We start from the raw sequence: 23,091 nt of genomic DNA, 5'->3' as shown, positions 1-23,091 counted from the left end.
GCTGACCCGCGACGACGTGGTGATCCCCGACGGCTTCACCCGCCCCCTCGGCGCCGCGGGAGCGCCATGAACCCGCTGCTGTCCCGGCGTTCGTGGCCGCAGGTTCCCGAGGGGGCGCTCGTCCTGGTCCCGGTGGGGTCGTTCGAGCAGCACGGGCCGCACCTGCCGCTGGACACCGACACCGCGATCGCGGCGGCGGTGGCGCAGGGCGCGGCGGCGGAACTTCCGCGCCGCCGTCCCGGCGAGCCGGTGCTGGTCGCGCCGCCGGTGACCTACGCGGCCAGCGGCGAGCACCAGTCGTTCGCCGGGACGATCTCCATCGGGCACGAGGCGCTGCGGTCGATGCTGGTGGAGCTGGTGCGCTCGCTGGCCACCTGGTGCGGTCGGGTGGTGTTCGTCAACGGGCACGGCGGCAACCTGCCGAGCCTGTCGGGCGCGGTCGCGCGGATGCGGGAGGAGGGGCACCGGGTGGCGTGGGTGCCGTGCGAGACCGAGACCGTCGACGCGCACGCCGGGTTCACCGAGACCTCGCTCATGCTGCACCTGGCCCCCGACCGGGTGGACATGACGCGGGCGGCGCCCGGCAACACCGCGCCCGTCGCCGAGCTGCTGCCCGCCATGACCGCCTCGGGGGTCGCCGCCGTGTCGCCGTCCGGCGTGCTCGGCGACCCGACCGCCGCCACCGCCGCCGAAGGCGAGCGGGTGCTGCGGCGGATGGTCGAGGAGGTGTGCGCGCTGGTCGACGGCGGCGTGCCCGGCGCCGACGGCCGCCTGCGGCTCGTCGAGGAGACCCGGCGATGAGCGCCGCCGCGGAAGCGGGACGGGTCGCGCTGGTCACGGGCGCGGCCCGGGGCATCGGCGCCGCCACCGTCCGCGCCCTGTGCGATCGCGGTTACCGGGTCGTCGCCGTGGACTGCTGCGCCGGGGACGTCCCCGGCGACCTGCCCGGCGTGACGTACGCGCTGGCCGGCGAGCACGAGCTGGACGCCCTGCGCGACGAGCACCCCGAGCAGGTCCTCGCGCTGGTGGCGGACGTCCGCGACCGCGACGCCCTGGACCGCGCCGCCGCCGCGGCCGTGGAACGGTTCGGCCGTCTGGACGCCGCCGTGGCCGCCGCCGCGGTGATCTCCGGCGGGCGGCCGCTGTGGGAGACCCCCGCCTCTCACGTGCAGGCGTTGTGGGACGTGGACGTGATGGGGGTGTGGAACACCGCCGCCGTCACGGTGCCGCGCATGCTGGCCGGCCCCGACCCGGCCGGCTGCCGGTTCGTGGCGGTCGCCTCGGCCGCCGGGACGCGCGGTCTGTTCCACCTGTCCGGATACGGCATGGCCAAGCACGCCGTGGTGGGGCTCGTCCGGTGCCTGGCCGCCGACCTGGTGGGCACCGGGGCGACCGCCGTGGCCGTCTCCCCCGGCTCGACCCGCACCTCGATGCTGTCGGCCACGGCCGCGTTGTACGGGCTGGACGACGTGGAGTCGTTCGCGCCGTCCCAGCTCACCGAGCGGCTGATCGACCCCGCCGAGGTCGCCGAGCTCATCGCGTTCTGCTGCTCGCGCGCGGGCGGCGTCGCCACCGGCACGGTGGTCAGCGCCGAAGGCGGGTTCCGGGGATGAGCCGTTCCGCTGCCCGGACGCGCCTGCCGCGCGGCTTCGTCGTCACGCTCGGCCGCCGCGTCCGCGTGTACGACGGCGGCCGCACGCTGGTGGGCGGCGCGCCCATGCGGCTGCTCCACCTGAACGGACGGGCGGCGGCGCTGCTGCGCGGCCGTCGCATCGAGGTCACCGACGCGCTGTCGGAACGCATGGCCGAGCGGCTGCTCGCCGCTGGCGTGGCGGACCCGGTGGTCGCCGAACTGCCGCCGGTCGACCTGTCGCAGGTGACGGTGGTCGTCCCGGTCCGCGACCGCGCCGGCCCGCTGGACCGGCTGCTGGCCGCCCTTGCGGGCCGCGTCGAGGTCATCGTGGTCGACGACGGCTCCAAGGACCCCGGGGCCGTCGCCGAGGTGACGGCCAGTCACGGGGCGCGGCTCATCCCCCTGCCCCGCAACGTCGGCCCCGCCGGGGCGCGCAACGCGGGACTGGAGAAGGTCTCCACCCCGTTCGTGGCGTTCGTCGACTCCGACGTGGTCGTGTCCCCGGAGGCGATCGCGACGCTGCTGCGTCATTTCCACCACCCGCGCGTCGCCGTCGCCGCTCCCCAGATCCTCGGGCTGCGCAAGCAGGGTGCCCCGAACTGGATCTCCCGCTACGAGGACGCCCGCTCGTCGCTGGACCTGGGGCCGACGCCCGCGCTGGTGCATCCCCGGTCGGCGGTGAGCTGGGTGCCCAGCGCGTGCCTGGTGGCCCGGGTCGCCGCCCTCGGCGAGGGCTTCACCGACGGGATGCGCGTCGCCGAGGACGTCGACCTGGTGTGGCGCCTGGCGGCCCAGGGGTGGCAGGTCCGGTACGAGCCCGCCGCCACCGCCTGGCACGACCACCGCACCCGGCTGACGGCGTGGCTGCGCCGCAAGGCGTACTACGGCACCGGGGCGCACCCGCTGGCCGAACGGCACGGCGCGTTGGTGGCGCCGGCCGTCCTCACTCCGTGGAGCGCCGCCGTCGCCGCGGCGGCGCTCGCCCAGCGACGGTGGTCCGTGCCGCTCTCGGCCGCCGTCCTGGCGGTCGTGCACGTCCGGCTGGCCCGCACGGTGGGCCGCAGCGATCACCCGCACCGGCTGGCGGCCGATCTGATCGGGCGCGGGCTCGTCGGCACCGCCGGGCAGACGAGCGCGCTGCTGCTGCGCCACTGGTGGCCGGTCAGCCTGACCGCCTGCCTGTTCTCGCGCCGTGCCCGACGCGCCGTCCTCGTGGCCGCCGTCGCCGACGGCGTCGCCGAGTACCGCCGGGTCTCCCCCGACCTCGACCCGGTGCGCTTCATCCTGGCCCGACGCCTGGACGACCTGGCCTACGGCGCGGGTGTCTGGGCGGCGGCCTTCAAGGCGCGGTCGCCCCGGTCGCTGCTTCCCGACCTGCGCGGGCTGTCGGGGCCGCGGGGCGGCAGCGCCCAGACGAGCAGGGCGATGACGACGAGGGAGGAGTAGGCCCACCAGACGTGGACGTCGCGCCATCCGTACTCGTCCAGCCGGGTCGTGTAGAGGTAGCCGAACGCCGCCCAGGCCCCGGACACGGTGACGGCGGGCCAGGTCGCGCGGCCCGCGAGGGCGATCAGGTACGGCATCGGCCAGGCCAGGTACTGGGCGCCGAACCGGTGCGTGGCGATCAGGAAGGCCAGCAGCAGCGCGAGCGTGAGCACCGCCGGGTCGGCGCGGCGCCACCACCACGCCGCGGCCAGCACCCCGGCCGCGAGGATCAGCAGCCCGGGGCGGGCGTAGGCCGGGTCGACGATCTGCTGCCCGCCCGTCGCCACCGCCGTCCAGCCCCAGTCGCCGACCACCGGCCGCGTGGACAGCGACTTGGCGAGCGTCGCGGGCAGGTCGCCCACCGGCGTGCCCAGGAACACGCAGCCGCTCAGCAGGAACACCAGCGGCACGACGCCCGTCCAGACGAACGCGACGAGGCGGCTGCGCGCCCCGGACAACGCGAGCAGCACGCCGGGCAGCATCAGCCCCGCCCAGCTCGCCGAGGTCACCGCGAACCCGACGAGGATCCCGGCGGCGTGCGCGCGGCCCGCCCGGTGGCCGCCGTCGCGCGCCACCACCAGGGCCGCCACCCCGAGCAGCAGGGTGATCGGCGCGAACTGGCCGTGGATCGCGCTGACCATGACCCCCACCGGGGCGCAGGCGTACTGGAAGGCGCGCAGCCCGCTCTTGTCCGGGTCGGCGGCCAGCCTGCCCACCAGCGGGATGAGCGCGAGGTCGCACAGGATCGGCACGGCCCGGCCGACGACGCTCCACGGCACGCCCAGCAGCTCGCCGAGCTCCCGCTGACCGGCCAGGACGTAGGCCAGGAAAGGCAGGAAGTGCCAGCCGCCCTCGCGCAGGTACACCAGCGGGTCGCGGCCGTCCAGGACGGTGTCGGCGGTGGAGCGGAAGTCCTCGGCCAGGTCGTAGGGCTGCCAGCCGTCCCGGGCGGCGATCACCAGCAGCACCAGCCGCAGCAGCGCGCCGACCGCCAGCGCCGCCGCGAGGGGCGGCCGCCGGCCCGCGCGCGCGGCGGCCACGGCCAGGACCAGTCCGATCGTCAGCGGCAGGCCCGCCGCCAGCACGTGGGTCACCGGGTGTCCTTCCTTTCGCCGGTCATCTTGCCGGATGGGGGCGCCGCGCGGCGAACCGGGGACGCGGCGATGCGGCCGAGCGGCCAGAGCTGCGGCCGAGGTCGGCTAGGGTCGACCTTCAAAGACAAGCACGCGAGCGTCGCGAGTGAACGCAGGTGAGGGAGAAATCGCCGGTGGAGGGGTTGGAGTCGCCGGACGAGGCGAGGCTTGAGGGCGCGCGGGTGCTGGTCACCGGCGGCGCGGGGTTCATCGGCAGCCGCGTGGTGGCGGCGCTGCTCGACGCCGGGGCGGAGGTGGTCGTCGCCGACCAGCGGCCCCATCCGGATCCCGCGGTCCGCTCGGTGGTGGGCGACCTGTGCGACCCCGACGTGCGCAAGCGGGCGGTCGGCACCGCGCCGGACGGCATCGTCCACCTGGCGGCCGCGACCTCGGTACTGCGGTCGATCGAGGACCCGGCCGGGGTGTACCGGCTGAACGTCGACGCCACCGCCGGGCTGCTGGAGCTGGCGCGCGAGCAGGGGGTGCGCCGGGTGGTGTTCGCCTCCACCAACGCCGTCACCGGCGACGTGGGCGACGCGCCGATCAGCGAGCGGCTGCCGCTGCGGCCGCTCACCCCCTACGGGGCGACCAAGGCGGCCGCGGAGATGCTGCTCAGCGCCTACTCGGGCGTGTACGGCATGCGGGCGTGCGCGCTGCGGTTCGCCAACGTGTACGGCCCGGGGATGCTGCACAAGGACAGCTTCGTGCCCCGCCTGATGCGCGCCGCCGCGGCCGGGACGGGCGTCCAGGTGTACGGCGACGGCCGCCAGCTGCGCGACTACGTCCACGTCGACGACATCGTCCAGGCGGTGCTGCTGGCCTGGCGCAAGGGCCTGACCGGGCCGCTGGTGGTCGGATCGGGCCGGTCGACGAGCGTCAACGACCTGATCGAGGCGGCCCGTGAGGTCACCGGCGCGCCGATCCCCGTCGAGCACGTGCCGGCCAAGGCCGGGGAGATGCCCGCCGTCGTGCTGGACATCTCCGCCGCCCGCGCCCTGGGCTACGAGCCGCGCCACGACCTGCGCTCCGGGCTGGCGACCGTGTGGCCCGACTTCGCCCCCGCGAAGGAGGCGTCGTGACCGCGGTGCACGAGAAGGCCGAGGACGTCGACGAGGCGGCGCTGACGGCGTTCCGCGCCGAGTACGGTGCACAGCTCCCTCCGGTGGCCATCGTCATCGCCGCCTACAACGAAGAGGACGGCATCGGTGAGGTCGTCGGGTCCATCCCGGCGACGGTGGGCGGGCAGGAGACCGCCACGATCGTGGTGGTGGACGGCTCGACCGACGACACCGCGCAGGTCGCCCGCAAGCACGGCGCGATGGTCTGCGACGTCCCGGTGAACCGCGGGCAGGGCGCGGCGCTGCGCCTGGGGTACCGGATCGCCCGCGAGGGCGGCGCCGAGTACATCGTCACCACCGACGCCGACGGCCAGTACGACCCGGCGCACATCGAGCGGGTGCTGACGCCGGTGCTGCGCGGCGAGGCCGACTTCGTCACCGGGTCGCGGCGGCTGGGCCGCCAGGAGACCTACGACCGGGTGCGGCGCGCCGGCGTGTACGTGTTCGCCTGGGTGGTGAGCCTGCTGACCGGGCAGCGCGTCACCGACACCTCCTTCGGCCTGCGCGCCATGCGCGCCGAGGTCACCGGGGCCGTCACCCTGAACCAGCCGCAGTACCAGGCGTCCGAGCTGCTGATCGGCGTGATCTCCCGCGGGTACCGGGTGAAGGAGGTCCCGGCGACGATGCGGCTGCGCACGGCCGGGACCACCAAGAAGGGCGGCAACCTGGTGTACGGGTACCGCTACTCCCGCGTCGTGTTCGGCACCTGGTGGCGCGAGCGGCGCGCCGCGCGCGGCCGGCGCCCGGGGCGCCCGCCGTCGGCGAACACCAGGTAGTGGAACAGGACGAACTTCACCACGAACATCACCCCGTAGACGGCGAGGAACACCCCGCCGACCAGGGCGGCCCCCAGCGCCTCGTCCTCCACCAGCCGGTCGACCTGCCGGTCGGCCGCGCCGGTGGCCCATGCGCTGAGGGCCATGGTGGTCAGCGCGATCACCCAGTACGGCAGCAGCTCGCGGAGCGGGTCGGCGCGGCCGCGGCGGCCCCAGGCCCACCACCGGTTGAGCCCGTAGTTGAGCGCCGCGCCCGCCGCCCAGGCCGCGACGGAGGCGGCCTGCGGGCCGAGCAGCCCCGGCCCGTAGGTGAGCAGCAGCACCGCCTCGCTGGCCACGGCCGCCAGCACCGAACCGATCGTGTACCGGGTGAACACGCGCCCGAACGATCGGCGGCGGCCCGGCGCCGCGGGGCCCGCGGGCCGGGTCGGCGCGGTGGCGGTCATCCCGTCACCGCGCCTTCTCCGCCCGCGGGCCGCCGTCCGGCACCCGGGCGACCGCCAGCACCGACTGCCCGAACGGGATCGGCAGCAGCCGGTCGAGCACCCGGGTGGCCGGGACGACCACGCGGTCGTACACGCCCACGGCGCCCGTCTTGGGCCCCTGCACCTTGCCGAGCCGCATCGCCGCCCACCAGGCGACGCCGCCGAGCAGGTTCACCGGCCGGGCCAGCTCGCACGCCAGCCCGGCCCGCCGGATGGCGTCCCGCAGGGTCGCGGGCGTGTACCGGCGGAAGTGCCCGACGCGGCGGTCGAACTCGCTGTACAGGCTCTGGTAGCCGGGCACCCAGAGCACGATCGTGCCGCCGGGGACGACCGAACGCGCCAGCACGGCGAGCACGTGCGCGTCGTCTTCGAAGTGCTCCAGCACGTTGATCGCCACGGCCGTGTCGACCGGCCGGTCCAGTGCTTGCGTCCCCGCCAGGTCGAACTGGTGGGCCTCCACCTCGGCCCGGTCGGCGAAGCGGTTCTTCAGCAGCGCGACCGCGTCCGGGTCGACGTCGGTGACGACCAGCCGGTCCAGCCCGGTGAACTGCGCGGCGAACTCGCCGAGCCCGGCGCCGACCTCCAGCACGCTGCGGCCGCAGTGCGGGGCGATGAGGTCGTACTGGTAGCGCCGGTAGCGGGGCTTGTCGGCGCCGCCCTCCTCGGCCGGCACGGTGCGGCCGGTCGCGCGGGCGAACGCGCCCTCGGGTGAGGTCATGGACGGCTCCCGGTCGGTCATGTCTCCTGCACGGGGCTGGCGTGGCGGCGCCAGTCCACCTTGGGCGTCAGGGCCTCGGGCCGCACCCGGTGCGCGTGCCGCTTGGTCACGTCGAACAGCGAGGTGATCAGCGTATCGGACAGCAGGTGGGGGGTCAGGCCCAGCTCCAGCAGCCGGGTGTGGGTGACGTTGTAGTAGTGGTCCTCGTGCTCGACCCGCGGGTTGTCCAGGTGCTCGATGCGCGCGTCGCCGGGGAAGCAGCGGACCACGGTCTCGGCGATCTCCTGGACGCTCATCGCCTCGGTCATCTGGTTGAACACCCGGAACTCGCCGCGCTCGGCCGGGTTCTCGCAGGCCAGCTGGATACAGCGGACGGTGTCGCGGATGTCGATGATGCCGCGGCGCTGCCCGCCCCGGCCGTAGACGGTCAGCGGGTGGCCGAGCACGGCCTGGATGACGAACCGGTTCAGCACGGTGCCGAACACCGCGTCGTAGTCGAAGCGGGTCGCCAGCCGGTCGTCCAGCACCGTCTCGGGGGTCTGCTGCCCGTACACCACGCCCTGGTTGAGGTCGGTGGCGCGCAGGCCCCAGATCCGGCAGGTGAACTCGATGTTGTGGCTGTCGTGCACCTTGGACAGGTGGTAGAAGGAGCCGGGGCGCTTGGGGAACAGCACCCGGTCCTTGCGCCCCTTGTACTCCAGGTCGAGCCAGCCCTCCTCGATGTCGATATTGGGGGTGCCGTACTCGCCCATGGTGCCGAGCTTGACCAGGTGGATGTCGCGGTCCACCTCGGCGATGGCGTACAGCAGGTTGAGCGTGCCGACGACGTTGTTGACCTGGGTGTAGACCGCGTGCTTGCGGTCGATCATCGAGTAGGGCGCGGCGCGCTGCTCGGCGAAGTGCACCACGGCGTGCGGCCGGAACGTGCGCAGCATGTCGTAGGTGAAGTCGGCGTCGGTGAGGTCGCCGACGAACACCTCGATGGACGCACCGGTCACCTCCCGCCACGCCGCGACGCGCGTCTGCAGCGTCTCGATCGGCACCAGGCTCTCCACGCCGAGCTCGTAGTCGTACTGGCGCCGCGCGAAGTTGTCGGCGACCGCGACGTCATGGCCGCACCGCGAAAGGTGCAGCGCCGTCGGCCACCCGAGGTACCCGTCGCCGCCGAGGACGAGAATCCGCATGCATCACTCCTGACCTGTCCGGACCGGTTCGTCGGGCGAGCGCGGAATACGGCCGGCCCGCGGCGCGGATGCGACACGGGCGGCCCCGGGAGCGGCATGGTGGGGGGCCATGACGGCAGCCGGTGCGAACGATCGCCGGCATGGGCCGACACCCATCTGACAAGCGCCGATTCCATTCCGACCAGACTTCCCGGCTCACCCGGCCGTCACCTTACCGGGCGAAACTGAATGTCAGCTGGAAGCCTTCCGGTCGGGCACCGCACCCCGCCGGCGCCCCGGCCCGTCTCCGGCCGACGTCCAGGCGCGGGCGCCTCAGCCGGCGCCCCGGTCGGCGGCGTGGGCCCGGTCGTAGCGGGCGCGTGCGGCCAGCACCGCCGGCATCTCCTCCTCCACCAGGCGGATCAGGTCGAGGAGCCGGGCGGCGACGCGTTCGCCCAGCGGGGTCAGGCTGTACTCCACGTGCGGGGGGATGGTGGCGCGCACGTCGCGCACCACCATGCCGTCGCGTTCGAGCACGTGCAGGGTCTGCGCCAGCATCTTCTCGCTCACCCCGTCGACGCGGCGGCGCAGCGCGTTGAAGCGGTGGCTGCCCTCGGCGAGCGCGGCCAGGGCGAGCGCGCCCCATTTGCCGGTGACGTTCTCGAGGGTGCGGCGGGACGGGCAGGCGCGGGCGAACACGTCCGCGACCAGCTCGTCGGTGATGTCGCCGGTGTCGCCGGCGGCGTCGCCGGCGGCCTCGGCGCGGGGGGCGGGACCGGTCACGTCCGGGCTCGTGCTGGTCATATGTCAACGGTAACCGCCCGGGCGGCCGCCGTACCGCGCCACCTCCCCCTCTCGGTTAGTGCTGTGGATTAGTTAGTGCATGATGGTCAGTACGTACCCACCGTGGAGAGGACAGTGTTGTGATCACGATCACCGGAGCCACCGGCAGGCTCGGCCGGCTGACCGTCGCGGCGCTGCTGGAGCGCGGCGTGCCCGCCGACCGGATCGTGGCCGCCGTACGCACCCCCGACAAGGCCGCCGACCTGGCCGAACGCGGCGTCCAGGTGCGCCGGGCGGACTACGCGGAGCCGGACACCCTCGCCGCCGCCCTCGCCGGGACCGACCGGCTGCTGCTCATCTCCGGCAGCGAGGTCGGCCGGCGCGTCCCCCAGCACCGCAACGTGGTGGAGGCGGCCGCCGCCGCCAACGTCGGGCTCATCGCCTACACCGGCATCCTCAACTCCGACACCAGCCGGCTGGCCCTCGCCGAGGAGCACCAGGCCACCGAGGCGATCATCCGCGAGTCGGGGCTGCCGCACGTGTTCCTGCGCAACGGCTGGTACTTCGAGAACTACACCGACAACCTGGCGCCCGCCCTGGAGAGCGGCGCGCTCATCGGCGCCGCCGGGGACGGCCGGATCGCCGCCGCCGCCCGGGCCGACTACGCCGCCGCCGCGGCCGCCGTCCTGACCGGGGACGGGCACGCGGGCAAGACCTACGAGCTGGGCGGCGACACCCCGTTCACCATGGCCGAGCTCGCCGCCGAGCTGTCCCGGCAGACCGGCAAGGACATCGCCTACCGCGACATGTCGGAGGAGGAGTACGCCAAGGCGCTGGTCGCGGCGGGCCTGCCCGAGCCCTACGCCAAGGTCCTGGCCGACGGCGACACCGGCATCGCGCGCGGCGACCTGACCACCGGCTCCGGCCACCTGCGCGCCCTCATCGGCCGCCCCACCACCACGCTCGCCGACGCGGTCGCGGCCGCCCTGAAGGGCTGACCGCGGACGCGCCGGCCGGCGGACCTGTCGGCGCCCCGGTCGGCCGACCGGTCGGCCGACCGGGGCGATCCGCACCGGCACGCCGTTGAGGTGCGCCATGCCCGCGAGGGGCTCCAGGTCGGCGGGGTCGGGCGAGGCGAGCAGGTTGACGTCGACGCCCCCGGCGGCGTCGGCGAGCCGCCGGCCCCCGTGGTGGCCCGGCCGTGCGGGACGGCGACGGTGCCCGGCGCCATCTCGTCGGTGACCGTCACCGGCAGCTCCACCGAGCCGTGCGGCGAGGAGATGCGGCACCGTCGCCGTCCTGGAGCCCGTGCTCGGCCGCATCCTCGGGCGCGGGAGGCGGATCGTCGGGATCCGGGCGCAGCCGTAGCAGCTCGCCGTCGCGGACGGTGGCGGTCAGCCCGCACAGCGGCTCGCCGATCCGCCAGTAAGTGGCCACTTGCGTCGTCCCCATGGGGACGATCATGCGCCACGGCCCGCCGCCCGCCCCCCTCGGGCTAGGTGCCGGCGCCGCGGACCATGCGGGCGTGGGCCAGCCAGCGGCGGGCCTTCTCGGCGTGGGCCAGGTCGATGTGCTGGCCGCGGAAGCGGACCGCGCCGTGGCCGTCGGCCGCCGCCCGCTCCACCGCCGCCACCAGCTCCTCGTGGTAGGCGACCTCGTCGTCGGTGGGCGTGAACACCTCGTTGACCACGGGCACGTGCGAGGGGTGGATGACGATCTGCCCGCGGAAGCCCAGCTGCAGGCCGTAGTCGGCGAACGCGCGCAGCCCCTCCAGGTCGGCCAGGTCCTCCCACAGGCCGGTCAGCGCGTGCAGGCCGTGCCGGCGGCAGGCCAGCAGGACGCGGCTGCGCAGGTAGAGCGACTCGCTGCCCTCCGGCGACCAGCGGAAGCCGACCGCGCGGGCGATGTCGGCGTGCCGCGAGGTCGGGCCGATCATCGCGCCGACCCGCGGCGAGGCGCCGGCGATCGCGCCGCACTCGTCGATGGCCTCGACGGTCTCCACCGGGACGATCATCTCCAGCCCGGAGGCGCCGTTGCGCGCCTCGAACCAGTCGATGAGGGTCTCCCAGCGCAGCACGTCGGCGGCGCCGCGGACCTTGGGGGTGAACAGGCCGGTCAGCTCCGGGCCCACGACGCGTTCCAGGTCGGCCCCGGCCATCCGGGTGTCCAGCGCGTTGGGCCGGACGAACAGCCCGACGCGCGGGTCCGCGGCGCGCAGTTCGGCGAGCGAGGCGCGGACGGTGTCGCGGCTTTCGGCCTTGAGGTCGTCCGGCACCGAGTCCTCCAGGTCGAGCACGATGGCGTCGGCCCCGGACGCCAGCGCCTTGCGCGCCCACGCGGGTTTGTGTCCGGGGACGAACAGGACCGATCGGTAGGGGTGCATCGCGTGCCTTTCAGCGGCCCGCCGCCCTTCCGGCGGCGTCGGGGGTGCGGTCGTGGGTGTCGGGGGTGATCCCGGCGGCGCGGAGCTTGGCCTTCTGGACGCGCTGCGACGGCGTCTTGGGCAGTGCGTCGACGAACCGCAGGTAGCGGGGGACGGCGAAGGCCGGGATGCGGCCCTCGCACCATGTCCAGATCTCCTCGGGCGTGACCTCGCCGCGGGTGACCAGGTAGGCCATGACCTCGTCCTCGCCCGCCTCGGACTCGGCGGGCACCGCGATGACCGCGCACTCGGCCACCGCCGGATGGCTGAGCACGGCGGTCTCGACCTCGTAGGAGCTGATGTTCTCGCCGCGGCGGCGCAGCGCGTCCTTGAACCGGTCGACGAAGTAGAACCAGCCGTCCTCGTCGCGGCGCAGCGCGTCGCCGGTGTGGAACCACAGGTTGCGCCACGCCTCGACGGTGCGGTCGGGCATGCCGAAGTAGCCGTTGCTGGAGATGAACGGCACCTTCGGCCGGACGACCAGCTCGCCGACCTGCCCGACCGGGACCTCCTCGTCGGTCTCGGGATCCACCAGCGCCACGTCGAACCACTCGTCGGCGGCCAGCCCCGCCGCGCCCGCCGGGCGGTCCTCCCCGTAGGGGGACAGGATCGGCGCGGACGTCTCGGTCAGGCCGAACACCTCCACGAACGCCTCGATGCCGAAGCGCTCCTTCATCGGGGCCAGGATCGAGGCGGCGGTGGGCGCGGCGAACACGCAGCGCAGCGGGTTGTCGGCGTCGCCCGGGCGGCGCGGCTGCTTCCAGACGAAGTCCATCATCACGCCGATGAAGTTGGTGACGGTGACACCGCCGGCGCGGATCTGGTCGATCCACCGGCTGGCGCTGAACCGGCCGCGCAGCACGAAGCGGGCGCCCGCGACCATCGCCGGGTAGGCGGCCATGAACTGGGCGTTGCCGTGGAACAGCGGGGTGACCGCCATCCACGCGTCGTCCGCGGTCAGCCGGGTGAGCGCCACGCACTCCTGGGCGAAGAAGTACATCTGCGCGTGCGGCATGGCCACGCCCTTGGACGGGCCGGTGGTGCCGGAGGTGAAGAAGACGGCGGCCAGGTCCCGGGGGCTCACCGCGGGCAGTTCGGCGGGGCCGCCGGCGAGCAGCTCCTCCCAGGGGGCGGCATCCCAGCCCGCGGCGCGCAGCGTCTCGATCGCCTCGGCCCGCCGCCCGGTGTCGATCACCCAGAACTTGCGGATGTCGGCGGCGGCCTCGGCGACGGCGGCGAACCGTGCGGCGTGCACGTCCTCGACGACGGCCAGCCGCGCCCGGACGGTGCGCACCTGGTGGGCGAGGAAGTCGTGCTCGTAGGCGGTGTTGATGGGCACCTCGGCCAGCCCGGCGACGGCGGTGCCGAGCCAGGTGCGCACGAACCGGGAGGAGTTCGCCGCGTAGATCACGACCCGGTCGCCGGGCCGCGCCCCGTTCGCCAGCAGCGCCGCGCCGATCGCCTCGGCCTCGGCGAGCACCTGCGCGTAGGTCCAGGCGGCGTCCTCCTCGGGGGCGTCCAGCCAGACGGCGTCGGGCCGCCGCTCGGCGTGGTGCCGCAGGACGGTGGGCAGCGTCCAGTCCTCGCGGTTGGGGAAGGCGGGGTGGATGTCGCGGTAGTAGCGGAAGGTCACGGACGGCCCCCTTCAGGTGCGGCGTCGGTCGCGGCGCGGGCGCCGCGGAAGTCGGGGGCGCGCCGCTCCAGGAAGGCCCGGGCGCCCTCGCGCATGTCCTCGCTGCCGATGGCCTGGACGAGCATGCCCAGGCCGGTGTTCATGTTGTCGGCGGACTGGTGCCACCACTGGTTGGAGCTGATCTTGGCGATCTCCAGGTAGCGGGGGCTGAGCGCGCGGATCTCGGCGATCCAGCGGCCCACCGCCTCCTCCAGCCCGCCGTCGTCGACGACCTCGTTGATCAGCCCCAGGGCGAGGGCCTGCTCGGCGGTGTAGCGGCGGCACAGCATCGCCATCTCCTTGGCGCGCTTCTCGCCGATCTGGACGGTGAGCATGTTCGTGGCGCCCAGCACCCCGGCCGAGCCCACCCGGGGCCCGGTCTGCCCGAACGTGGAGCGGCGGGTGGCGATGGCGAAGTCGCAGGCGACGACGAGCTCGTTGCCGCCTCCGGCGGCGGGCCCGTCCACCGCCGCGATCACCGGGCGCGGGCAGGCGCGGATGGCGTCGACCAGCCGCAGGGAGGCGGTGAACAGCGCCCGCAGCCGCCCCGGGTCGGGGTCGTCCAGCTGGTCGAGCGCGCCGCCCGCGCAGAACGCCCCGCCCGCGCCGGTGAGCACCACCGCGTCGGCGTCGGCGGCGTCCTCGAACGCCGCGATCATGGTGCGGGCCATGGCGAGGTCGTAGGCGTTGCGCCGCTCGGGCCGGTCGATCCGGATCCAGACGACCGGCCCGCGGCGCTCCACGTGCACGCCCCCCGGCCCACTATCCATACGATTCATAGTCATAGATTCTAGTCGTGGACGCGGCCGACCGGCAGGGGCTCGCCGCCCTCGGGGCGGACGAAGTCGACGCGCACCGGCAGGCCCGCGCGCAGCTTGCGCCCCGCGGCGTCCACCAGCCGCAGCGTCAGCCACGGCCCCTCGGTCAGCTCCACCAGCCCGATGACCTGGGCGGGCCCGCGGACGCCGTCCGGGCCCCGGCGGCCCGGCTTGACCGTCCAGGACACCAGCTCGCCGGTGCCCGCGGCGGGCCGCCACTCCAGGTCCCGCGCCTGCGTCACCGAGCACACCACCGCGGCCGGCTCGGACCACTCGCCGCTGCTGGGCGAGTAGCGCAGCAGCAGCGTGCCCTCGGCGGCGGCGTCGAAGAACGGGGCCGAGTGCTCGTCCCGCTCCACGGGGATCAGGTCCATCGGTGCGTCCCTCTCGTCCGGCATCGCGTCACGTCCTGGGGTGCGGGCTGAGGATGAGGGTCGAGTGGAAGTCCAGCACTCCCCCGTTGCCGCTCACCATGATCAGGTCGTGCGCGGGCACCTGGCGGTCGCCGCCCTCGCCCCGCGCCTGGATGACCGCCTCCGACAGCGGCGTCATCCCCCACATGTAGAAGGACGACAGCTCGCCGCCGCCGGTGTTGACCGGCAGGCTTCCGCCGGGTGCGATCGCGCCGCTCTCGACGAACGCGCCGCCCTCGCCCTTGGCGCAGAACCCGTAGTCCTCCAGCGTGACCAGCGTGGTGTAGGTGAAGCAGTCGTAGATCTGGCACATGTCGATGTCGCCGACGCCGATCCCGGCCATCCTCAGCGCCTCGGCACCCGACCGCGCCGCGCCGGTGACCAGGCCGAACTCGCTGCCGCGCCGGTTGACGTAGCCCGGGTGCGCCTGCCCCCAGCCCCAGATGTGCACCGGCGGCCTGCGCAGCCCCGCGGCCCGCTCGGCGGTGGTGAGGATCACCGCGACGCCGCCGTTGCTGACCAGGCAGCAGTCCAGCAGCCGCAGCGGGTCGGCGATCATGCGGGAGGCCTGGTGGTCGGCCAGCGTGATCGGCTCGCGCATCTGCGCGCGCGGGTTCATCGCCGCCCACTGCCGGGCGGCGACCGCGACGGCGCCGAACTGCTCGCTGGTCGTCCCGTAGGTCTCCATGTGGCGGCGGGCCGCGATCGCGTACCGTTCGGGCGCCGCCTTGAGCCCGGCGGCGGCCGGCAGCGCGCCGACGCCGCGCATCGCCCGCCGCTGCCCGGCGTACGAGGCGCCCGCGCCCCTGCCCTCCTTCAGCGGCGCGTCGGCGTAGACGCACGCCACCACGTCGGCCATGCCGGCGGCGATGGCCATCGAGGCGTACTGCACCATCTGCCCGGCCGACGACCCGAACCCCTGGACGGTCGCCAGCAGCCGGGTGTGGCGCATCTGCAGCGTGGACTGCAGGCGCAGGTCGATGTCGCCGCCGACGCCGGGGTTGACCAGCAGGCCGTCGATGTCGCCCAGCGTCAGGCCCGCGTCCTCGGCGGCCCGCGCGATCGCCTCGACGGCGAAGTCGGCGGACGTGCGCCCGTAGATGCGGCCGAACTCGGTCAGCCCCAGGCCCGCGATGACCGCGGTGCGTCCCCCGCTCATGCGCCCTCCCCGCATGCGCCTTCCTCACTGCGGCGCGGCAGGACGACCTCGACGACGCCCGGCCCGACCGTCACGCCGCCGGAGTTCTCGCAGCGGATCGCGATCTCCACCACGCCCCGGCCCTCCTCGTCGATGCGCGCGTCCTTGACCTCGCCGCGGACCCGCATGGTGTCGCCGACGGTGTTGAACGCCCGCATCCGGAAGCCGCGGACGGCGCGGATCTGCCCGGCCAGGCCCATCCAGTCGCGGACGCAGCGTTCCCACGCGCCCAGCAGGAACTGGGTGTTGGCGTACATCTCGGGCGCGCCCGTCCTGCGGGCGTACTCGGTGTTGTGGTGGATGGAGTTGAAGTCGCGGTTGGCGCCCGCCGCCATCACCAGCCGGTAGACGGTCAGGGGGTAGTCGGCGCCGGGCAGCTCCTCCCCGACCGTCACGTCCTCGAACCTGCGCCCCTCCAGGGCCGTCGTGTCCACCGGCTCACCCCTCCCGGTCGCCGTTGTCGGGGACGTCGCTCTTGGGCACGTCGCTTCTGGGCACGTCGCTTCTGGGCACGTAGGCGTAGGTGCCGATGCGGATGCGCGCCACCACCTCGCCGGACGTGGTGACGATGTCGCTCTCCCAGGTCATGAAGGCGCCCCGCCCCACCGAGGTCTCCTTCGGCACGCACGACACCAGCCGCCGCCCGCGCCGTCCGATGCGCTCGCCCGCCACCACCGGGCGCAGGAAGTCCACCTCGATGTCGGTGCCGAAGAAGCCGGTGGTCTTCGGGCCGAGCGGCATGTCCTGGTTGTTGATGGGGCTGCGCACCGGCTGGGCGTCGCGGTCGTCGCTGTCGAACAGCGTCTCGCCGGGCCGCCACATCGGCGGCAGCGTCCACGACATCAGCCCGGTGTAGGGCATCGTGACGTCGGTGAACCCGGCCCGGCGCGCCACCTGCGGATCGGTGTGCAGCGCGCAGCCGAACTCCAGCGGCTCCAGATATCGGCGGATCGCGCCGCGTTCGACGGCATCCGCGCCCCAGACGGTCTCGCCGTCGGAGAAGTCGCGGCCGACCGCGTCGACGACCGGCTGCCATTCGGCCTTCCAGTCGTCCGGCCCGGCGGCCGCCGTGTTCGTGTTCGCCTGTGCGCTCAACGGAGCGCCCCTCCCTCCAGCAGTTCACGCACCCGCGCCTCGGGGTAGCCGAGGATCTCCCGCAGGACGGTCTCGTTGTCCTGCCCCAGCGTCGGGGCGGGACGCCGCACGGCGCCCGGCGCCGCCGACAGCAGGTAGCGCGGCCCTTCGACGTACGCCGTGCCGTGCAGGCGGTGCGGCAGCGCGACGATGTGGCCCCGCGCGGCCAGCTGCGGGTCGGCGACGAAGTCCGCGCTCGCCTGGGACAGGTGGGCCGGGACGCCCTCGGCCTGCAGCAGCCGCTCCACGTCCCGGGCAGCGCGCCGCGACGTCCACTCGGCGATCGCCTCGTCGAGCAGGTCCTCGTGCTCGCGGCGGCCCGCCGCCGTGGCCAGGTCCTCGCGTCCGGCCAGGTCGGGGCGGTCGAGCACGGCGGCCAGGCGGCGCCACTCGGCGTCGCCGCGCACGGCGATCGCCACGAACCGGTCGCGGCCGCCCTCGGGCCGACACGGGTAGACGCCGTGCGGGACGAGCACCTCGTCGCGGTTGCCCCGGCGCCGCGCGACCGTCCCGTCGAACCCGTACCGCGCCACCTGCGGCGACAGGAAGAACACGCCCGCCTCGATCTGCGCCACGTCGATGTGGCGGCCGCGGCCGGTGCGGCGGCGGTCCGCCACCGCCGCCAGCAGCGCCGCCAGCGCCAGCCGCGGGCCGAGGAAGTCGGTGTAGGGGCCGAACGGGCCGAGCGGCAGCCGGTCCTCCCAGCCGACCAGGCCCTGCAGCCCGCTCAGCGACGAGCCGACGTTGCCGTACCCGGCGAGCCCGGCCAGCGGGCCGCTCTGCCCGGCGATGCTGGTGCTCAGCATGATCAGGGACGGGTTGTCCGCCGCGAGCGCGGCGTAGTCCAGCCCCCAGGCGGCCATCCGGCCGGGCGAGAACGACTCGACCACCACGTCGGCCCAGCGCGCCAGGTCGCGGACGACCGCGCGCCCGTCCTCGCTGTTGAGGTCGACGGTCAGGCCGAGCTTGCCGGCGTTGCAGTTGCCGAACAGCGCCGAGTTCTCCGGGCCGGGCACGCCGCCGTAGAACGGCTGCATCAGCCGCGCCGTCTCGATGCGCGTGCCGGACTCGGCCCGCACGACGCAGGCGCCGAAGTCGGCGAGGGCGCGGCCGATGAGCGGCCCGGCGACCACCCATGCCAGGTCCAGAACTTTCAGGCCCTCCAGGGCCCGCGCGCTACGCGGGCGGGCCGCCGCGGCGCCCCGATCGGCGCGTTCGGCGCGATCGCCGCGGACGCCGGCGCGGTCGCCGGGGAGCCATTCGCCCAGCACCTCGCCGGTGTGCTCGCCGACGCGCGGCGCGCGGCGCCGCACCCGCGGCCCGTCGCCGCCCGTGACCTGGGCGAAGCGGCCGGGGATGCGCACCCTGCGGCCCTCGATCTCCACCTCGGACCAAAAGCCGCGGGCCGCCAGGTGGGGCGCGCCCGCCACGTCGGCCGTGTCGAAGATCGGCACGCAGAGCAGGCGGCGGCGCAGCGCCGCGTCCAGCACCTCGGCCTTGGTGCGGTCCTTGAGGAAGGCGCGGACGGCGGCGCGGGCCTCGTCCAGGTCGGCGGGGGTGAGCGTGCCGTCGTCGAGCAGGCCCGGCAGGGTGCGCCAGTCCCAGGACGCGATGCGCTCGTCCACCGCGCCCTCGTCGCGCAGCCAGGCGAACAGGTTGTTGGTGAACGCTCCGGCGGCCGGGCCCATCGACAGGTGCAGCTCGACCATGCCGTCCTTGACGTGCCACTTCTTCAGGGCGTTGGGCGTGGCGGCGCCGCTGCCGCTCTGGTCGGAGCGCGGTGCGGGCTCGCGGTGCCACTCGGGGTCGCCGTCGCCCACCGCGTGCGCCAGGACGCGCGCGAGCGTCGCCACGCCCAGGCACGCCTGCGCCGAGACGTCCACGACCTGCCCCTCGCCGGTGGCCTCCCGCGCCAGCACCGCCAGCAGCGTGCCGGCCGCGGCGTCCGCCCCGGCCTGCAGGAACGCCTGCGGGGCGCTGATGCGCAGCGGCGGCCGGCCCTCGTCGCGGTGCGGGTCGAGGGGGCCGCCCGCCGCCCACACGACCAGGTCGCTGTCGGCGTACCCGGCCTTGGGCCCCGACAGCCCGAACGCCGTGATCGCGGTGACGATCAGCCGGGGCCGCCCGGTGCGCAGCGCCCGCGGGTCCAGGCCCCGTTCCCGCAGCCACGCCGCCGGGGCCGAGGTGACGACGACGTCCGCCGCGTCCGCCAGGCGGCGCACCAGCGCGCGGCCCTCCGCGGTGTCCAGGTCGGCGACGACGCCGCGCCGGCCCGCCGCGTAGGTCTCCCAGAACAGCGACGGGCCGGCCCCGCCGGCGACCGGCGGGGCCTGCCGGGCGGGCGACCCGCCCGGCGGTTCGACCTGCACCACGTCCGCGCCCAGGTCGGCGAGCAGCCGCCCGCACATCAGGCCGCGCTCGTCGGTCAGGTCCAGGACGCGCAGGTGCTCAAGCATCGGCACCGGCGCCGCCCAGCGCACGGGAGGCCTCGCGCAGGGAGATCGCCCGCTCGGGGCAGGCGCTTACCGCCTCCCGCGCGTCCGGCAGCAGCCCCTCCGGGACCTCGACGGTCTGCCCGCGCTGGGCGACGAAGCCCTCCTCGTCGTCGGACAGCAGCCCCTCGGCCACCGAGTAGCAGCGGCCGTGGCCCATGCACCGGTCCGCGTCGATCGACAGGAACATTGCTCAGACCTCCCATTCCAGGGGCAGCGTCGGCATGGTGAGCTGGCCGCCCCGCTCGGTCAGCGGCACGCCCGGCCGGATCCGGTAGTCGGGGATGCGGGCGTGCCACTCGCGCAGCACCACCGCCAGCTCCAGCCGGGCCAGGTGCATGCCCAGGCAGCGGTGCGGGCCGGCGCCGAACGCCAGGTTCTGGTTGACGCCCTCGCGGCCCAGGATGAACCGGTCGGGGTCGGGGAACTTGCGGGGGTCGCGGTTGGCCGAGGCGATGCCCAGCCAGACGACGTCGCCCTTCTCCAGCGGCAGGCCGTGGAAGTCCTGCGGCTCCTGCACCTCCCGGCCCGCCTGGATGACCAGCGGGTACATGCGCAGGAACTCCTCGACCGCGGCGGGCGCCAGCTCGGGTTCGGCGATGATCCGCCGCCGGTCCTCCTCGTGCCGGGCCAGGTGGGTGAAGATGAAGCCGAGCGCGCTGCGGGTGGTGTCCAGCCCCGCCAGCATCAGCGTCATGCAGACGGTGAGGATGTCCTCCTGGGACAGCGGCTCGCCGTCGATCCGCGCCTGCACCAGCCGCGTCACCATGTCCTCGGCCGGGTCGCGGGGGGCGGCGCGGCGCTCGTTCACCGCCCGGTCGAAGTACTCCAGGATGTTGCGCCTGGCCTCGGCGGCCGCCTCGGGGTCGCCGCCGAAGAACCCCGCGAACAGCGTCTCCGACCAGGGCAGGAAGAACTCGCCGTCGGCGACCGGCAGGCCCAGCAGGGACAGGAACAGGTCGGTGGGGTAGCGGATGGCGAACTCGGCGACGAAGTCGCAGCCGCCCTTGGGCCGGACCTCCTCGACCAGTTCGACGCAGCGGCGGTGCGCCAGCGGCTCCATCCGCCGCACCGCCGCCGGGGAGAAGAACGGGTTGAGGACGCGCCGCAGCTTGGCGTGCTCCTTGCCGTTGAGGTCCTGCGGCAGCAGCGCGATGCCCGGCTCGGGGTTGAGCGCGCTGCGCACGCGTGTCGTCCACACCGCGTGGTTCTGGAAGCCCTCCAGCACGTCGTCGTAGCGCTGCAGCATCCAGAAGCCGCGCGGCCGGGTGTCGTTGAAGTGGAACCGGGCGGCCTCGCGTTCGGCGTCCAGCAGGGCGTAGTGCCCGTACAGCTCCGAGTCCTCGCCGTACTCGGTGTGGCTGACGGGGCAGCCGCGCACCGTCCGGGCCCCGGGCGCGTCGTCGTCCGGCCCGGTCCGCTGCCTTGTCTCGCTCATCTGGGGGGATCCTTCGTCGTTCGGTTGTCGCTCGGGTCGCGCGGGGGCGGGGACTCGTCACTCTCCCGACGCCAGGTCGGGGATGAACGTCGCGATCTGCGGGAAGAAGATCAGCACCAGCGTGACGATGATCGCCATCGGCATGAACCACCACACCGCCCGGAACACGTCGTTCATGCTGATGCTCCGGCCCTGGTTGACCTGCGGGTCCTTGGTGATGCTGTAGATGATGAAGGCCAGGATGCCGACCGGCGGCGTCACCACGGCCAGCTCCCCCATGAACACCGCGAACACCCCGTACCAGAGCAGGGAGATGTCCAGCGCCTTGAGCGTCGGCATGAGGATGGGGATGGTCAGCACCATCATCGGCAGCGGCTCCATGAAGGTGCCGAGCACGACGTAGACCACCGTCATCAGCAGCAGGAAGCCCACCCGGTTGAGGTTCAGTTCCTCCACCAGCCCGGCGAACCCGCTGCTGATCCCGGTCAGGGTGAGCATCCGCGACAGCGCCTCGACGCCGATCAGCATGAAGAAGATCGCGCCGACGCCGGCCACGGTGCCGGTCGCGGCGTCGGCCACCGCCCGCCAGGCGCCCGAGCCGCGCCGCCACACCAGCGTGACCAGCAGCGACACCAGCGCGGCGACGGCCCCCGCCTCGGTGGCGGTGAACACGCCGGAGAACATGCCCACCACGATCAGCACGATCAGCAGCGGGACGGGCCAGACGCGCGCCAGCCCGACCAGCCTGTCCCGCCAGGTCACCGCGGGTCCTTCGGCCGCGCCGGAGACCGCTCCGGCCGCCGCCTCGGCTCCCGCCCAGCGCCGCGCGAACAGCACGATCATGACGGTGAACAGGGCCGCGACCAGCAGCCCGGGGCCGATGCCCGCCAGCAGCTGCGGCCCGATGGGCACCTCGGCGATCCCGGCGTAGATGACCAGCATGATGCTCGGCGGGATGAGCTGGCCCGGCAGCCCCGCGACCACGACCGCCCCGATCGCCAGCCGCTTGTCGTACCCGGCCTTGAGCATCTCGGGGATGCCGATGCGGGCCAGCGCGTAGGTGGTCCCGACCGAGGAGCCGCTCACCGACGCCAGGCCCGCGCCCGCCAGGTTGGTGCCGACGGCCAGCCCGCCCGGCAGCCAGCCCAGCCACATCCGGCCGACCGAGTACAGGCTCTCGGTGAGCCCGGCCCGCCACAGCAGCAGGCCCATGAGGATGAACATGGGCACGACGCTCAGCGTCCAGTTCGCCACCTGCTGGTAGGGCAGCGTCGTCAGGGTGCTCTCCACCAGCGGCCACCCGCGCAGCGCGTGCACGCCGAGCAGCGCCGGGATCGTCATGGCGATCGCCACCGGCATCCGCAGGAAGATCAGCACCAGCATCAGCACGCAGGCCAGCGCGCCGATCGCCTCGGGCACCAGCGGCAGGAACAGCGCGGCCGTCGTGCCCGCCACGGCCGCCGCGGTCAGGCCGAGGACGATCCAGGACCGCATGTCCGAGGGGCCTTCCCGGTCCCCGCCGCCGGGATCCTCGGCGCCGGCCGGGGCGCCGGCGGTGCGCGCGGCCGGTTCGGTCATGACCGGGCCTCCTTGTCCTCGGCGGCCGACAGCTCCTGCAGGACGGCCGCCTCGTCGGGGTCGGCGGTGGCGGGGCCGGTGACCGGGCGCAGCGCGGCCCGCACGGCGGCCGCGGCGAACTGCGCGGTCAGCCCGGCGAAGGCGAGCGGGACCAAAAAGTAGGTCGGCCAGGCGGGGACGTCGCTCACCCCCGCCGTCTTCCTGATCTCGTAGGCGTGCAGGGCCTCCTGCCAGCCGAACCAGGCGAAGCCGGCGGCCAGCGCGCAGCAGGCGGCCAGCACCACCGCCAGCACCGGGCGCCGCCCCGCCCGGGGCAGCCGCTCGAACAGCAGGTCGGCCGCGACGTGCTGGCCCCGGTGCTGGGCGGCGACGAAGCCGAGGAAGGCGACGATCGGCAGGTACCAGTACTGCACGATCTCCAGCGTGTTGGGCACCGGCCGGTCGGCGAACGACCGCAGCAGGGCGTTGGCCGTGATGTGCAGCATCATCACGAAGGTCACGGCCACGGCCGCCACCTCGATCACGGCCACGTCCGGCCGGAACCTGCGGGCCCCGGCGTGCGGTGCGCGGTCGGGCCGGCCGCCGGCGGCGGGGTGGGATGGTGCGCTCATGGCGGCTCCATGGCGAAGGTG

Annotated in this window: 23 protein-coding genes; 6 read left to right on the top strand and 17 right to left on the bottom strand. The window is 74.6% G+C overall.

Going from position 1 to position 23,091, the window contains the following annotated elements; genetic code table 11:
- Nucleotides 1-66: 66 nt before the first annotated feature.
- From mftE to ABD879_RS15380, 5 genes are all read left to right on the top strand, one after another.
- Nucleotides 67-801 carry a mycofactocin biosynthesis peptidyl-dipeptidase MftE gene (gene mftE, locus ABD879_RS15400; RefSeq protein ID WP_345021957.1) on the top strand — a complete coding sequence of 245 codons (735 nt, stop codon included), beginning with the start codon at nucleotides 67-69 and terminating at the stop codon, nucleotides 799-801.
- Nucleotides 798-1,613, top strand: a complete 816-nt coding sequence (locus ABD879_RS15395) for a mycofactocin-coupled SDR family oxidoreductase (RefSeq protein WP_345021955.1) — start codon at nucleotides 798-800, stop codon at nucleotides 1,611-1,613. Before mftE ends, ABD879_RS15395 begins: the two co-directional genes overlap by 4 nt.
- Nucleotides 1,610-3,079: a mycofactocin biosynthesis glycosyltransferase MftF gene (gene mftF / locus ABD879_RS15390; protein WP_345021952.1), complete on the top strand. Its 1,470-nt coding sequence runs from the start codon at nucleotides 1,610-1,612 to the stop codon at nucleotides 3,077-3,079. Before ABD879_RS15395 ends, mftF begins: the two co-directional genes overlap by 4 nt.
- Before the next feature lie 1,306 nt (nucleotides 3,080-4,385).
- Entirely contained in the window at nucleotides 4,386-5,330 is a 945-nt protein-coding gene (locus ABD879_RS15385) for an NAD-dependent epimerase/dehydratase family protein (protein WP_345021950.1), read from the top strand.
- Nucleotides 5,327-6,145 carry a glycosyltransferase family 2 protein gene (locus ABD879_RS15380; protein ID WP_345021948.1) on the top strand — a complete coding sequence of 273 codons (819 nt, stop codon included), beginning with the start codon at nucleotides 5,327-5,329 and terminating at the stop codon, nucleotides 6,143-6,145. Before ABD879_RS15385 ends, ABD879_RS15380 begins: the two co-directional genes overlap by 4 nt.
- Here the strand turns inward: ABD879_RS15380 and ABD879_RS15375 are convergent.
- From ABD879_RS15375 to ABD879_RS15360, 4 genes are all read right to left on the bottom strand, one after another.
- Nucleotides 6,052-6,591 carry a GtrA family protein gene (locus tag ABD879_RS15375; RefSeq protein ID WP_345021946.1) on the bottom strand — a complete coding sequence of 180 codons (540 nt, stop codon included), beginning with the start codon at nucleotides 6,589-6,591 and terminating at the stop codon, nucleotides 6,052-6,054. The two genes, ABD879_RS15380 and ABD879_RS15375, sit on opposite strands and share 94 nt — an antisense overlap.
- Nucleotides 6,592-6,595: 4 nt before the next feature.
- The gene (locus ABD879_RS15370; protein ID WP_345021944.1) at nucleotides 6,596-7,369 is read right to left on the bottom strand and encodes a class I SAM-dependent methyltransferase; all 774 of its coding nucleotides are present in this window, start codon (nucleotides 7,367-7,369) and stop codon (nucleotides 6,596-6,598) included.
- A complete protein-coding gene (locus ABD879_RS15365; protein ID WP_345021942.1) occupies nucleotides 7,366-8,532 on the bottom strand; it encodes an NAD-dependent epimerase/dehydratase family protein in 1,167 nt (388 codons plus the stop codon). Before ABD879_RS15365 ends, ABD879_RS15370 begins: the two co-directional genes overlap by 4 nt.
- 312 nt (nucleotides 8,533-8,844) lie before the next feature.
- The gene (locus ABD879_RS15360; protein WP_345021941.1) at nucleotides 8,845-9,315 is read right to left on the bottom strand and encodes a winged helix-turn-helix transcriptional regulator; all 471 of its coding nucleotides are present in this window, start codon (nucleotides 9,313-9,315) and stop codon (nucleotides 8,845-8,847) included.
- A gap of 119 nt (nucleotides 9,316-9,434) precedes the next feature.
- On the opposite strand from ABD879_RS15360, the gene ABD879_RS15355 reads away from it, so the two are divergent.
- Nucleotides 9,435-10,292 carry an SDR family oxidoreductase gene (locus ABD879_RS15355; RefSeq protein ID WP_345021939.1) on the top strand — a complete coding sequence of 286 codons (858 nt, stop codon included), beginning with the start codon at nucleotides 9,435-9,437 and terminating at the stop codon, nucleotides 10,290-10,292.
- Nucleotides 10,293-10,539: 247 nt separating this feature from the next.
- On the opposite strand, the gene ABD879_RS15350 is transcribed toward ABD879_RS15355, so the two are convergent.
- From ABD879_RS15350 to ABD879_RS15290, 13 genes are read right to left on the bottom strand one after another with little or no spacing between them, the layout of a single operon-like run.
- On the bottom strand, nucleotides 10,540-10,746 hold the full coding sequence (locus ABD879_RS15350) for a hypothetical protein (RefSeq protein ID WP_345021937.1): 207 nt from the start codon (nucleotides 10,744-10,746) through the stop codon (nucleotides 10,540-10,542).
- Nucleotides 10,747-10,789: 43 nt separating this feature from the next.
- Nucleotides 10,790-11,677, bottom strand: coding sequence for an HpcH/HpaI aldolase/citrate lyase family protein (locus ABD879_RS15345; RefSeq protein ID WP_345021935.1), 888 nt, complete (start codon nucleotides 11,675-11,677; stop codon nucleotides 10,790-10,792).
- Nucleotides 11,678-11,687: 10 nt separating this feature from the next.
- Nucleotides 11,688-13,349, bottom strand: a complete 1,662-nt coding sequence (locus ABD879_RS15340) for an AMP-binding protein (protein ID WP_345021933.1) — start codon at nucleotides 13,347-13,349, stop codon at nucleotides 11,688-11,690.
- On the bottom strand, nucleotides 13,346-14,158 hold the full coding sequence (locus tag ABD879_RS15335) for an enoyl-CoA hydratase/isomerase family protein (protein ID WP_345021932.1): 813 nt from the start codon (nucleotides 14,156-14,158) through the stop codon (nucleotides 13,346-13,348). Before ABD879_RS15335 ends, ABD879_RS15340 begins: the two co-directional genes overlap by 4 nt.
- 20 nt (nucleotides 14,159-14,178) lie before the next feature.
- A complete protein-coding gene (locus ABD879_RS15330; protein WP_345021931.1) occupies nucleotides 14,179-14,580 on the bottom strand; it encodes a Zn-ribbon domain-containing OB-fold protein in 402 nt (133 codons plus the stop codon).
- A 28-nt stretch (nucleotides 14,581-14,608) separates the two neighbouring features.
- Nucleotides 14,609-15,778: a thiolase family protein gene (locus tag ABD879_RS15325; protein ID WP_345021930.1), complete on the bottom strand. Its 1,170-nt coding sequence runs from the start codon at nucleotides 15,776-15,778 to the stop codon at nucleotides 14,609-14,611.
- Entirely contained in the window at nucleotides 15,775-16,251 is a 477-nt protein-coding gene (locus ABD879_RS15320; RefSeq protein WP_345021929.1) for a hotdog family protein, read from the bottom strand. Before ABD879_RS15320 ends, ABD879_RS15325 begins: the two co-directional genes overlap by 4 nt.
- Nucleotides 16,252-16,255: 4 nt before the next feature.
- Nucleotides 16,256-16,912 (bottom strand): FAS1-like dehydratase domain-containing protein, encoded by a 657-nt coding sequence (locus ABD879_RS15315; protein WP_345021928.1) that lies wholly within the window; start codon nucleotides 16,910-16,912, stop codon nucleotides 16,256-16,258.
- Nucleotides 16,909-19,407, bottom strand: a complete 2,499-nt coding sequence (locus ABD879_RS15310; protein WP_345021959.1) for a CaiB/BaiF CoA-transferase family protein — start codon at nucleotides 19,405-19,407, stop codon at nucleotides 16,909-16,911. The genes ABD879_RS15315 and ABD879_RS15310 overlap by 4 nt, the downstream gene beginning before the upstream one ends.
- Nucleotides 19,400-19,633, bottom strand: coding sequence for a ferredoxin (locus tag ABD879_RS15305; protein WP_345021927.1), 234 nt, complete (start codon nucleotides 19,631-19,633; stop codon nucleotides 19,400-19,402). Before ABD879_RS15305 ends, ABD879_RS15310 begins: the two co-directional genes overlap by 8 nt.
- A gap of 3 nt (nucleotides 19,634-19,636) precedes the next feature.
- A complete protein-coding gene (locus ABD879_RS15300) occupies nucleotides 19,637-20,881 on the bottom strand; it encodes a cytochrome P450 (protein WP_345021926.1) in 1,245 nt (414 codons plus the stop codon).
- A gap of 57 nt (nucleotides 20,882-20,938) precedes the next feature.
- Nucleotides 20,939-22,459 (bottom strand): TRAP transporter large permease, encoded by a 1,521-nt coding sequence (locus ABD879_RS15295; RefSeq protein ID WP_345021925.1) that lies wholly within the window; start codon nucleotides 22,457-22,459, stop codon nucleotides 20,939-20,941.
- Complete coding sequence (locus ABD879_RS15290) at nucleotides 22,456-23,070, bottom strand: TRAP transporter small permease (RefSeq protein ID WP_345021924.1); 615 nt, start codon at nucleotides 23,068-23,070, stop codon at nucleotides 22,456-22,458. Before ABD879_RS15290 ends, ABD879_RS15295 begins: the two co-directional genes overlap by 4 nt.
- Nucleotides 23,071-23,091: the final 21 nt, after the last annotated feature.

It is taken from the genome of Actinomadura keratinilytica, from assembly GCF_039539665.1.
Classification (GTDB): domain Bacteria; phylum Actinomycetota; class Actinomycetes; order Streptosporangiales; family Streptosporangiaceae; genus Spirillospora; species Spirillospora keratinilytica.
The sequence above is the reverse complement of the archived record's forward strand: the minus strand, read 5'-3'. Positions and strand labels throughout refer to the sequence as shown.